Genomic DNA, 12,323 nt, shown 5'->3' with positions numbered 1-12,323 from the left:
ATGAACATTTCTCTAACAGGGCGTCATTTAGAGCTAACTGACGCTATTAAAACTCACATGACAACGTCGATCGACACACTTAGCAAATTTCACATGGACATAATATCTGTAAATGTAATAGCATCCAAACAAACCAAAAAAGGTAAAGAGCAATCAGTAGTTGAGTTTGTTATAAATCTTGCCCATAAAAACTCTATTGTTATTAGTCAAAATGACCAAGACCTCTACACTGCGATTGATTTAGCAACCGCAAGAGCACAAAAAGCAATGGGGCGAATACACGAGAGAGAGAGTGACCATAATAAAGTTGGCATGAATGAAGCGAAAGCTGAAACCAAGATTGACCTGCACGCAATAGCAGAAGCTATGGAAGATGAGATAGTTCCTGTTGAACTAGCACTCTACAAGCCTCGCGAAGTTGAAGATGTTCTTCAAGACCTAAAAGAGAGTGGAAAACTATTTGAGATTTTTATAGGTCATGATGGAAAAACTCGTGTTTTATATAAAAGAAATGACTCTAAATTTGGATTGTATTAGTCGATGCTATTATCTGAATCTTTTGCATTAGTGCGAAAGATTCGTTAATTTAACCAAATCATCTTTTACACTCTTAACTATCTCTTCATCTTCTGCCAAATCAACCCACTTAAACTCACTTCCGCTTTGCGTTGTGCCTCTTAGCAAGTCACCGCTTTTTCGGTATTTAAGATCCAGATTTGCTATGTCAAATCCACTTATGGTTTGTGTAAATTTCTCTAGTCTCTGGGAGCTATTTTTATTTGTATATAAAAAGCAGTATCCCTTTAAACCCGTTCTACTAACTCTTCCACGAAGCTGATGAAGTGTTGATAGACCTAATCTCTCGGCTCCAACTATAACAACTGTACTAAGTTTTGGAAGAGAGATACCAACTTCCACAACTGTTGTGGCTATCAGAATATCTCCTTTTTCACGAAATGCTAAAAGCACCTCCTCTTTCTCTTTGTCTTTACCGTGAGTAACATAAACATTTTGAAATCTTTTTTCCCAATATCCCCTAGCCTCTTGTATGCTCTGGTACTCCAAAACCTCGCTCTGCTCTACAAGCGGATAAACCAAAAGCACCTGATTACCAAAACTTATCTCACTTTTAATATGCTCTAATAACTCCGCAAAATCACTCTTGTGAATAATTTTGCTTGTTATATCTTTTTTAAAAGGTGTTGAAGTTATTAGTGAAACATCAATATGCGCACTATCTATCATCGCCTGTGTTCTTGGGATTGGAGTTGCTGAGAACTGCAGAAAATGCGCTCTTTGCGTGGTGCTATCTATAAACTTTTCAAGCGTATTTCTCTGCACAACTCCAAAGCGATGTTGCTCATCAATCATTATAAGCGAAGATGGCGGCAACTCTCTATAAAGAAGTGCATGTGTGCCGATGATAAAGTCAAAACTACTCAAATCCATCTTCTTTGTTTTATTTGTAATTATGGCAATCTTTATATCGGGGAGAAATTTTTTTGCCTCTTCAAATAGCTGATTTGCTAAAATTGTGGTCGGTGCCATAAGCACTGAGCGGTGTGGCAGCATCATAAAACATGATGCAAGAATAACCATAGTTTTACCGCTTCCAACATCGCCAACAACAACTCTTTTTGCAGAAACTCCGCTAGAGAAATCTTTTTTTATATCCTCTATGGCTTCTTGCTGTGCTTTTGTGAGCTCGAATGGCAATTTTTCTGCCCACTCTTTATAGTTGCCGCCGGCATAAGATATAGATTTAAAATATCTTCTTTTTCCAGACAACTGCCTCATGTAAATAAAAAGCTCAAGATATTTTAGAGCATCCAAACTCTCTTTGGATAGCTCTCGCAAATTAGGACTATTATCTTTTGGAAAATGAAACTCCAGCACTTTATCTGCTATATCTTTTCTTACTCCGTCACTTAAAAGATTCTCTTTTGTCAGAACCTCTTGAACAAGACGGCTCATGACATCGCTTCTTAGTGTTGTTTTATATTTTGGAGTAATTGCACCGATATTTATCACTTTTTTTGGCATACTCATAGTGCAAAATCCGCTATTGCACTCAATACTACCATAAAAATAGTCTCGCATACCAACCCTAAATTGATGAAGCATATATGGTTTTGGATGAAAAATAACCCCTTTTATTAAAGCATCAAAATTATGTGCATAAAAAGTTATCTGAATTGAATTTTGGGAGCGGTGAATCGACTCAACCGTTGCGTCTATAAGCTGTGATTCTTGGGGTCTAAGCTCATCATGAAGTCGTAAATCTTCATAGCTAGATGGGATAATTATGGCAAGTTCCAAGCAAGAAGCTATACCAAGTTTTTTAAACTTCTCCTCTTGCTCTTTTGTAAAACTCATAGTTATCTGCCTAGTTTGTTCTCTAGTTTCTTAACTCGTGAGTATAAATTGCCTATCACAAACACCATAAACATAAGCATTACAGTCAAAATTGTATCTTCTATATTTTGCATACTTTTTCCTTTTTATATTACCATAGCACTTGAAAAACAAGAAGGTCGAGCCCCCTGGTTAAAATTCTGAAAAAATTTGATAATCACATAGAAAATCATTAATATTTTTCAGGATTATGTTAAGAGTATTTATCTTAACTTCCTCATGCTAAAATTGTCCCGCCTTAATCGGTGGCGACAAGAGGTATTATAATCAAAAACACTTTTTTATTAAAAAATATTGCAAATTGTCATATTTTTGGATTACTTTGTCACAATCGAGAAGCTAAGTTCTTGTATCTCTGTATGCTCTTTTATGAAACTGTTTAAATCATCCAATTTTAGATTTTTGATAAGTTCTAGCTCTTTTAGTGAGTGTCCAAGCTCTCTACCATCATAAAACTCCATAAATGCACGGCTTAATCTTTGGCTCATCGTCTCAACCCTTAAGGGTTCACTTCCAAGCATAAATTTTTTAGTCTGCTCTAGCTCATCTTTTGTTACACCATTTTTAACAAAATTCTCAATGACCTCTTTAACGCTCTTTTTAGCATCCTCTTGTGACTCTAGTTTTGTTTGCAAATATCCACTCATATAAGAGCTAGATTGACTTACATTTGTTTTTGCATAAGCCGAGTACGCTAAACCTTTTTTCACTCTTATCTCTTCCATAAGTCTTGAACCAAAACCACCAGCGCCTAAAATATATGACGCTACTCTTGCTTTATAATTATCACTAAAATCTACTCTCATGTTATATGGTGAACCAAAGTATATATAAGCCTGCTGGGTCTCTTTTTTGATAACACTCTCGCTAGGTTTAACAACTACTTCATGATGCTTAAGAGAACCTACAGTACCTTTTTTTATGTTAGCGATTATCTTAGAGATTTTTACTTTTATATCTTCTATCTCAACATCTCCTCCAACCATAACAACAAGGTTTGAGCCTACAAGATGGTTTGAGAGAAACTCTTTTACATCACTAAGCTCAATGCTCTTTACACTCTCTATAGTTCCAGAGTCGTTATTTGCCATCGGCGTATCGTTAAAAAGCATCGCTTTTAGTGCGTTTGAAGCGACATAATCATAATCATTTACTTTTGAGCTGATAGAGCCAATTGTTGTAGTTTTAACTTTACTTATGACATCTTCACTAAGATTTGGGTCTTGCAGAAGCCTATCGAAATAGCCAAGTCCTTCATCTAGTTGCCCTTTAAGCGACCCTAGTTCAACAACAAAAGTCTCTTTTCCGGCAGTGGCAGAGATATGTATAGCTTTAGCTTCAAGAGCCTCAGCAAAAGCATTACTGCCGAGTTTTAGTGTACCTTCATTCATAACTTTTGCACAAAATCTTGCTAATCCTACTTTTTTCTCATCCGAGATGCTTCCGCTGTTTTTAAAAACAAACTGCACGGTTGCTAATGGTAACCTTTTATCTTGCTCTATTATGATTGGTACGACTATATCATTTACTTTTATCTCTTGTATAACTGTCGCCATTATTGTACTTCCTAAAATTAGTAGTGTTAAAAATATTTTTATCATCTATGCGAACTTCTCTAAAATCTCATAAGCCGTATTTCTTATAGCTGGAATCTCTCCAATGTTTCTTATGAGATGAACCATCTCCTCTTTCGCCATTTTATACGCCACTCCAGCACTGCTTACAACATTTTCTTCCATCATGGTTGAGCCCAAATCATTTGCTCCAAAAGAGAGAGCCATCTGCCCAATATATGGTCCTTGTGTTACCCATGAGCTCTGGATATTTGGTACATTGTCAAGATAGAGTCTCGCAACCGCTAAAAGTCTTAGATAACGATTTGAAGATGGTTTATCCATATCTGGAATTAGGCGAAGAAGCTCTGTATTTTTACCTTGAAAACTCCACATAATAAAAGCTCTAAATCCACCAGTCTCATCTTGAAGCTCTCTTATCATATCGAAGTGATCTATGATATCCTCATCGCTCTCAACCGTTCCATACATCATCGTAGCCGTTGACATGATACCAAGTTTATGAGCCTTTCTGTGAATATCAACCCACACTTCGCTATCAATCTTTTTAGGTGCAATGATGTCTCTTACTTTATCACTCAGTATCTCAGCACCAGCACCAGGGATTGATGCTAGGCCTTTAACTTTCAAACGCTCTAAAACCTCTTCGACGCTTATATGCGAGACTTTTGCTATAAAATCTATCTCAATTGAAGAGAATCCATGGATAGTAATTGTTGGATATTTTGTGTGAATATGTTCAACCATATCCTCATACCACTCAATCTTTAGCTTCGGATGAACTCCGCCTTGAAAAAGTATCTGCGTTCCACCAATCTCCAAAAGTTCATCGATTTTTTCATCTATCTCATCATAAGTTAAAACATAAGCATCTGCATCTTTTTCATGTCTATAAAATGCACAAAACTTGCAATCAACCCAACAAATATTTGTATAGTTAATATTTCTATCGACCACAAAAGTTGTAACACCGTCTGGATGAAGCTCTTTTTTTCGAGCAGTTGCCATTCGACCCAACTCTTTGAGATCTGCATTTTTAATAAGCTCAAGCGCTTCTTGTTTTGTTAATCTTTTCATCTATTTAATTTATTTATCTTTTGAAATAGCGTCAAGTACGCCATTTATAAACTTTGGCGACTGTTCTGTTCCAAATGCTTTTGTGATTTCCACCGCTTCATTTATAACAACAGCAGAATCAAGCCCTCCAAAAAGTATTTCATAAGTTGCAAGTCTAAGAGTGGCTCTCTCAATCGCTCCTAGTCTCTCAAAATCCCACTCTTTAAGATGTTTAACAATTGCCTCATCGCAAGCCTCTATATTTTGCATGACACCCTCATACAATGTAAGCGCAAAATCTTTTTGCTTGTTTCTGATTTTTTTCTCTTCTAGAATCTCGTCTGTATGTTCTGCGATATTTCCATTTCCCAAATCAAAAGCGTATAGCAGACTTACAACCGCCATTCTAGCCTGATGTCTAGTCGCCATAATTACGCACCTATCGCTTCATAAAGATCAAGCATCTCTATAACAACAGTCATCGCCTCAAAGCCCTTATTTCCGGCTTTTGTTCCAGCTCTCTCGATTGCCTGCTCAATTGTATCTGTTGTTAAAAGTCCAAAAGATACCGGTTTTTTATGTTTCAGACTAACAGTAGCGATTCCTTTAGTTGCTTCAGCACTAACATAATCAAAATGAGGAGTTGAACCACGAATTACCGCACCAAGAGCACAAATAGCATCATATTTTCCACTTGCTAAAAGTTGCTCAATTACCATCGGGAGCTCAAATGCACCAGGCGCTAAAACATGAGTTAAATCCGCCTCTTCCCCACCATGACGAAAAAATGCATCTTTAGCACCCTCAACTAATCTATCAACAATGAAATGATTCCATCTTGTGCTTACAATAGCAACTTTTTTGCCATTTATTACTTTTAATTTGCCTTCTATGATATTCATCTTATATCTCCCTAATTTTTTTAATTTTATTTATCAGACTCTCTAACTCATCAAGCTTTATCATATTTGGTCCATCGCTAAGTGCTATGCTTGGGTCGAAGTGAGTTTCAAAGAAAAATCCATCAACCCCAACCGCAGCAGCAGCTTTTGCAAGATACGGAACCATAGAACTGTCTCCACCTGTTTTGCCGCCTAAAGAACCAGGCATCTGAACAGAGTGAGTTGCATCAAAAATAGTCGGCGCAAACTCCCTCATAATAACAAGTGAGCGCATATCCACAACGATATTTCCATAACCAAAAGATGAGCCTCTCTCACAAAGATAGACTCCATATTTTTTAGAGTTTTCATAGCTAACCTCATCACATCCACGAGTTTTTAGCACTTTCATAACTGAGTGCTTCATATCCGGGGGGTTGATAAACTGCCCTTTTTTGATATTTACCTCTTTTGTAGTTTTAGCACACGCAACCAAAAGATCTGTTTGACGGCATAAAAACGCAGGAATTTGAAGCATATCTACAACCTCAGCAACCACAGCAACTTGATGCGATTCATGGACATCTGTTACTATTTTGTAACCAAAATCATTTTTCACCTTCTCTAAAATCCGAAGCCCTTCATCGATTCCAAGCCCGCGAAAACTATCAAGTGCTGTTCTGTTTGCTTTATCAAAACTAGATTTGAAGTAAAAATCTATTGAGCTATCATTTTGATAAATTTCCAACGCTTTAGCAATCTTAAAAATATTATCTTCACTCTCAATAACGCAAGGTCCAGCTAGTAGTTTCATATATTTTACCTTTTAAAAATGAAAAAAATTATATCATAATGGGTTTAATCAAAGCTGTTACTATTTTTGAGGTTCAAATATGCATTTAATATATTATTTTAAAAAGTGAAATGAGTTATCTATCTTTCAATATCACTCTTATTATTATCACACAAGCAATAGTAGCTCTTCACATGCTCTATCTCAGAAGAAATCATAGTGCAATTTTAGCTTGGCTGATGGTTCTTATGCTATTTCCATATCTCGCCTTTGCCTTTTACTTTGTGTTTGGTAACAGAAAAGCGGGACAAAAAAATAGAAAAAAAATATTGCTTCCTCAAAACACTCTTCCTAAAGATGCGCCTTATTTAAACCCAATTGAAACAGTTATGAAGCATCACTCTATTTTTGCAACAACCTATAAAAACAAAATGATGTTATGTTTTAATGGAGTTGAAGCCTTTGAGCTTATAATGGATGAGATTAGTCGTGCTAAAGAGTCTATCTGTATTGGTATGTATATTTTCAACAATGATGAAACTGGCAAAATCATCCTGAGTGCACTGCGAGACAAGGCTGCACAAGGAGTTGATGTTAAACTCTTACTTGATGGCGTTGGTTCGTACTGGCTCTACTTTAACCAATATTTACTTAATCCCCTTAAAGAAGCAGGTGCGCATGTGCTATTTTTTAATCCCATTTTACAAAATCCATTTAAAAATTATCTAAATCTACGAAATCACCGTAAAATATATATCTTTGATAAGCAGACAGTTGTAAGTGGAGGAATGAATATCTCCAAGGAGTACCTAGGGGCAAAAGCATCAAAAAAACAGTGGATTGATATGCTGTTTCGAATTGAAGGGGAAGCTATTTTGCCATATCTTGATATTTTTAAAGCGGATTTTGAGTTTGCTGGTGGAGAGACTATTTTAACAAAAATAAAAAATTCTACCTCACCACAAGAGGACCTAGTTCAAGTTGTCCCCTCTGGTCCAGATGTTAAAAGTGACGCACTGTATGAGGCTCTACTAAGTGCAATATACGCCGCAACACAAAGAGTATGGATAGTTACTCCATATTTTGTACCAGATGAAAACATCCTAAAAGCACTTATTATTGCCAGACATAAGGGCATTGATGTAAAGCTAATTACTCCTTATGATTCAAAACATTGGATTGCCAATGTTGCTAGAAGCAGTTATATGCGTGAACTCGAAGAGAATGAGGTCGATATAGTGCTACTAAGCAAAAAAATGCTTCATGCAAAAGCGATACTCTTTGATGAGTATGCCGTGATGCTAGGCTCAGTTAATATTGACAACAGAAGCCTTTTTCTTAACTACGAAGTTGTCAGTTTTGTATATACCAAAAGAGTTGTGATTGAAGTTGAGCAGTGGATTAAAAAACTAACAGAAGGATCGGTACAAAAAATGAAAAAAGCTTCCTACTCGCGAAGAATCTTAGAGAATCTTATGAGAATCTTTTCCCCACAATTATGATTAAACAAGAGCTTATCAAATCTAAAAAGGAGAAACTGACAAGTGAGTTTGGGCTTCTGTGCTGGAATATTTATAAACAAAATGACAAAATCCGTTTTAACAACTATCTTGAATCACTGCTTAGGGAACACAAAGTAGATTTGATTGCCTTCCAAGAAGTTAAAATAAATATGGGTAGTAAATCTTTCCTCAATCAATTTCATCTCTCATTCGCTCCTAATATCAAAATTTTTAACAATATTTATGGTGTTATGAACGGCGCGTGCATTCCTGAAATAAAAACATTTTCACTTCTATCTAAACATAAAGAGAGCGTACTTGCAACCCACAAAAGTGCCGTTTTTTCATCATACAAACTTAAAAATGGTGAGACTTTACTGTTAGTAAATCTCCATGCAATTAACTTTAGAGGAACCAATGTCTATAACAAAGAGATGGACCAAATCATAGAAGTACTTCGCCATCATGAGGGAGCGATGATTGTCGCAGGGGATTTTAACAGTTGGAATAAAAAAAGGATGGAGACGCTTTCAAAACTCGCTCACACACTGCATCTTCAATCAGTCACAATGGACCACGGTCATCTAATCAAATCTTTTATGCGTCATAAACTTGATCATATTTTTTATCGCGGAATAGAGCTCAAAGATAGCCATGTAATAGATACAGCAAAACACTCAGACCATAACGCACTATATGCTCGTTTTAGAATCTCTGAAAAATAAACTATAGTTCTCTTAAAATTTCTTCTTTGATATTTTTAAACGGTGCTTTTATTGTTTTTATTTTGTATGATATATTATTCTTTATAAGCGGAGAGAGAGTCATTATTCCCTCTAAATCTAAGTTACAATCCGCAACCACAAACCTATCACCCCAAATTCTAAACACTAAAAGCTCATTCATCTCTTTTTTCAAAAACTCTGCAAACTCTATGAGCAACTTATTGCCACCATCCCAAGTTTTCTCTCTGTTGTATTTTGTGAAATTAGATAGTGAAATTACACTTAAGCTATCAGGAATCTGGTACCCTGAACGACCATCAACAACAAGAGTAAAGTACTCCTCATTGTATAGTTTTGTGAGTCTATCTTGAAAGAAATAACTCAATCTCTCTTTTTCTATCTCGCTCATTGGTACTATCTGGTCTATGATCTGATTTATTTTAACATCTGCCAATACTTTTGTTGCCGCCGCAACAGCTAGCGGATGGTAATGACTTCCACTCAACTCTTTTAGTTCAGCGATAGCTATTTCCACACTTTTTCTAGGTTTATAAATTCTGTTTGTTGTCATAGCATCAAACGAGTCTGCAATCGCCAATATACACCCAGAGAGCGAGATCTCATCCCCTTGTTTACCATATGGGTAACCGCTTCCATCAAATCTCTCATGATGAAGCAGAACTATCTCTGCTAGTTCTTTGTATGAATCTATATTTGAGAGCACCTCATAGCCAGCAATAACATGCTCTTTGATAAGGTCATACTCAAGTTTTGTTAGCGCTCCAGGTTTTAGCAGTACAGAATCTGGCGTAACAACTTTACCTATATCATGAATCTTTGCTGCTTCAACTAAATCTTTTATATTTTTCTTAGATAACCCAAGCTCTGTAGCTATCATAGAAGAGTACTCAGCAACCCTTGCGGTATGTCCTGCGGTATAAGTGTCTCTTTGTTCTATCATTTCCACAAGCGCTTCAATAAAATCTTGATATCTTTTAATTTTTTCCTCACGCAAAAACTCCAGCGCGTCTTGTTGTATAAATGAATTAATAGCAAAGCCTATATCACCAGCGAGCTCATCAAGCATATTAATGTCATCATCACTAAATCCATTCTCCATTGTTGTGCATATCGTCATAACACCTATTGACTCTTTTGCAAAACTATTGCTCTTAAGAGGAGTGGAGTAAATCGTACTAATACCGTACAGTTCTGCTTTTTCTCTACAAAATTCTGGCACACTATCGTTCTTTAAATCTAAAATCAAAAGTTGCTGAGCAGATTCAAAAACATCTATATCTACTTTTGTTATCATCTTCTCATTCCATGGGCTATAAGAAGCCATAACTTCTAGCGCTTTACCTCTCATGATGGCTATTTTAACACTTGAAAAAGAGTCATTAAGACTTAATGCCGATGCAGCTTGATCTATAAGCTCTTCTATACTCTTTGCTGTAATTAAGACTTGATTTACATCCGCCACCGTTCTAAGCACTGAACGAAGATGTTTTTCATGCAAATATGCATTTTCGAGTTTTGTTGTTTTTTCTTTTACCATCACCTCTAACTCTTGCTTTATATGAGCTTCGCGATAAGTAAGTCTTCGTATAACTATGTATATAAACGCCAAAAACAAAAGAGAGATTCCAAAATTAATAAAAGTAGCATTTAAGAAAATCTTCATTGCAGGGTCTTTAAAAATATATTTAGGTATTTTTATACTAGTAACACCTCTTATATCGCCAACTTTATAGCCATACGCCGTATCGTTGTATCTATCTTTTATATACCCATTTACTTTATCTATCTCTCCATGACAAGCAAGACAATATGGGACAATTTTTAATGGCTCACTGAAAAATAGAGACTCTTCTCCGTTTTGCACAATAGTCTTAACAAATTGGGTTTTTTCTGGATATGCTTTAAAGTAAGCGATAGACTCCGCTTCAAGCTTGTCTGCTCTGTTTTTTTGATTTCGAGGTCGATCGGAGACATTTCGGATAGTTATGCCCTGAGTTGTTCTTTTTGAAAACTCATCACTAATAAGAGTGGAAGCATGTGCTGGCAAAAATCCAACAGTAGAGTCGTTGAGATCAATTCCGCTTTTTAAAAATTGTTGATGATAGACATACCGCATAGATAACAAGTATTCATTTAAGGCTTTTGCCCTGTTGTAACCCTCTAGCTCAATTGCCTCTTTTGTTTGGCTATAGCGTTTGAGCGTGTCAATCGTCAACCCAACTACAACAAGCACACTTATAATCCAAAAAAGGCGAGTAGTTAGATTTAATTTAAAAATACTTTCTGAATTCACTACAAACCTTTAGATGGTAACTGTTTTATTGAAAATTCTTATGCTAAAAAATCCAAATAGTTATAAGAATACTACTTTTAAAGTTAAATTAATTTTAATAAAACTAACTATTTATTTTATCACATAAAAATTGCTATTTCTCTTTAGCCACAACAATTCCAGCAAGCACAATCAAAACAATCCCACAAATAGTTATAATATCAGGAAATATATCACCAAGCAAAACTCCAACAATTATCGAAAAGATGATTCCTGTATAGCTAATTGCACCAATAATTCCAGCCTTTGTTTCACTGTATGCTTTTGTCATGTAATACTGAGACAAAGTCCCCAACACTCCAAGTCCAATGATATAAATCCAAATAATTCCAATGGGCATCACAAACTCACCAAGCATAAAATCCAAGCTCGTAATATAAAAGTATTTTGACAAAATCATCAAGATTATTGGACCAACCGTTCCAACTAAAGTAAAAGAGAGAACGATTGCTCTTGTGTCATAATACTCTTTAAGCTCTCTAATGGAGGTATAAGCAAGTGCAGCGCCTACCCCACTAAAAATTCCAAGTAAATCGTACTTTGTAAAACCTATATTTGAAGGCTGAGTTATCAAAAGTATGCCTGCAAACCCTACAAATACCCCAAACCAAGCATTTACGGATAACTTTTCATTTAAAAATAACCATGCAAAAATAGCAGTAAAAATCGGGGCTGTTTTTGAAAATGTCATCGCGTCGCCAAGAGGTATATGAGCAACATTATAAAAATATGCGAGAAGCGCTAAAAACCCCATTAAGCCTCGAAAGAAGAGCAAAAATGGTTTTGAACCTTTTTTTGTCATTGGTTTTTTGTATATGGCATAGCCTATGATAAAAACACCAAAAATATTTCTAAAAAAAACAACTTCAAGTGAACTCATATATGCTGAAGCAAGCTTTGCAAATGCCCCCATAATGGCAAACAAAAATGATGCAAAAAGCATATACTTAATACCGCTGTTAAACTCTTTTAATCTTTTCATTGAGCAATTATAGCTCTTTATTAACTTCTATTTTCTATAATT

The 12,323-nt window shown here is 35.7% G+C and carries 11 protein-coding genes; 3 read left to right on the top strand and 8 right to left on the bottom strand.

The annotated features are described in order from the left end of the window. Positions 1-537, top strand: coding sequence for a ribosome-associated translation inhibitor RaiA (gene raiA, locus PHV22_RS08425; RefSeq protein WP_299947004.1), 537 nt, complete (start codon positions 1-3; stop codon positions 535-537). Positions 538-564: 27 nt separating this feature from the next. Here the strand turns inward: raiA and recG are convergent, their stop codons facing one another. The 6 genes from recG to kdsA form a co-directional block, all read right to left on the bottom strand. Continuing rightward, entirely contained in the window at positions 565-2,376 is a 1,812-nt protein-coding gene (recG, locus tag PHV22_RS08420; protein ID WP_299947001.1) for an ATP-dependent DNA helicase RecG, read from the bottom strand. A gap of 356 nt (positions 2,377-2,732) precedes the next feature. Beyond that, positions 2,733-3,971: a pitrilysin family protein gene (locus tag PHV22_RS08415; protein WP_299946998.1), complete on the bottom strand. Its 1,239-nt coding sequence runs from the start codon at positions 3,969-3,971 to the stop codon at positions 2,733-2,735. Between the two features lie 45 nt (positions 3,972-4,016). Then, entirely contained in the window at positions 4,017-5,066 is a 1,050-nt protein-coding gene (locus PHV22_RS08410; protein WP_295022923.1) for a dehypoxanthine futalosine cyclase, read from the bottom strand. Between the two features lie 9 nt (positions 5,067-5,075). Then, the gene (nusB, locus tag PHV22_RS08405) at positions 5,076-5,474 is read right to left on the bottom strand and encodes a transcription antitermination factor NusB (protein WP_295022922.1); all 399 of its coding nucleotides are present in this window, start codon (positions 5,472-5,474) and stop codon (positions 5,076-5,078) included. A gap of 2 nt (positions 5,475-5,476) precedes the next feature. Continuing rightward, the gene (gene ribE / locus PHV22_RS08400; protein WP_295022921.1) at positions 5,477-5,947 is read right to left on the bottom strand and encodes a 6,7-dimethyl-8-ribityllumazine synthase; all 471 of its coding nucleotides are present in this window, start codon (positions 5,945-5,947) and stop codon (positions 5,477-5,479) included. A 1-nt stretch (position 5,948) separates the two neighbouring features. Continuing rightward, positions 5,949-6,740 (bottom strand): 3-deoxy-8-phosphooctulonate synthase, encoded by a 792-nt coding sequence (gene kdsA / locus PHV22_RS08395; protein WP_295022920.1) that lies wholly within the window; start codon positions 6,738-6,740, stop codon positions 5,949-5,951. Positions 6,741-6,850: 110 nt separating this feature from the next. On the opposite strand from kdsA, the gene PHV22_RS08390 reads away from it, so the two are divergent. Next, entirely contained in the window at positions 6,851-8,221 is a 1,371-nt protein-coding gene (locus PHV22_RS08390) for a phospholipase D-like domain-containing protein (protein ID WP_295022919.1), read from the top strand. Then, the gene (locus PHV22_RS08385; RefSeq protein WP_295022918.1) at positions 8,218-8,946 is read left to right on the top strand and encodes an endonuclease/exonuclease/phosphatase family protein; all 729 of its coding nucleotides are present in this window, start codon (positions 8,218-8,220) and stop codon (positions 8,944-8,946) included. Before PHV22_RS08390 ends, PHV22_RS08385 begins: the two co-directional genes overlap by 4 nt. A 1-nt stretch (position 8,947) precedes the next feature. Here the strand turns inward: PHV22_RS08385 and PHV22_RS08380 are convergent, their stop codons facing one another. After that, complete coding sequence (locus PHV22_RS08380) at positions 8,948-11,260, bottom strand: HD domain-containing phosphohydrolase (RefSeq protein ID WP_299946991.1); 2,313 nt, start codon at positions 11,258-11,260, stop codon at positions 8,948-8,950. A 133-nt stretch (positions 11,261-11,393) separates the two neighbouring features. Then, on the bottom strand, positions 11,394-12,281 hold the full coding sequence (locus PHV22_RS08375; RefSeq protein ID WP_295022916.1) for a DMT family transporter: 888 nt from the start codon (positions 12,279-12,281) through the stop codon (positions 11,394-11,396). Positions 12,282-12,323: the final 42 nt, after the last annotated feature.

Origin of the sequence: Sulfurimonas sp., from assembly GCF_028713515.1 — a bacterium.
Lineage (GTDB): Bacteria > Campylobacterota > Campylobacteria > Campylobacterales > Sulfurimonadaceae > Sulfurimonas.
Note: the sequence above shows the minus strand (reverse complement) of the source record. Positions and strands in the feature narration are given on the sequence as shown.

Coding starts and splice junctions, on each gene's coding strand:
- PHV22_RS08410 (WP_295022923.1), bottom strand. CDS start 5,066: ATGAAAAGATTAACAAAACAAGAAGCGCTTGAGCTTATTAAAAATGCA.
- raiA (WP_299947004.1), top strand. CDS start 1: ATGAACATTTCTCTAACAGGGCGTCATTTAGAGCTAACTGACGCTATT.
- PHV22_RS08375 (WP_295022916.1), bottom strand. CDS start 12,281: ATGAAAAGATTAAAAGAGTTTAACAGCGGTATTAAGTATATGCTTTTT.
- recG (WP_299947001.1), bottom strand. CDS start 2,376: ATGAGTTTTACAAAAGAGCAAGAGGAGAAGTTTAAAAAACTTGGTATA.
- PHV22_RS08415 (WP_299946998.1), bottom strand. CDS start 3,971: ATGGCGACAGTTATACAAGAGATAAAAGTAAATGATATAGTCGTACCA.
- ribE (WP_295022921.1), bottom strand. CDS start 5,947: ATGAATATCATAGAAGGCAAATTAAAAGTAATAAATGGCAAAAAAGTT.
- PHV22_RS08390 (WP_295022919.1), top strand. CDS start 6,851: ATGAGTTATCTATCTTTCAATATCACTCTTATTATTATCACACAAGCA.
- PHV22_RS08385 (WP_295022918.1), top strand. CDS start 8,218: ATGATTAAACAAGAGCTTATCAAATCTAAAAAGGAGAAACTGACAAGT.
- kdsA (WP_295022920.1), bottom strand. CDS start 6,740: ATGAAACTACTAGCTGGACCTTGCGTTATTGAGAGTGAAGATAATATT.
- nusB (WP_295022922.1), bottom strand. CDS start 5,474: ATGGCGACTAGACATCAGGCTAGAATGGCGGTTGTAAGTCTGCTATAC.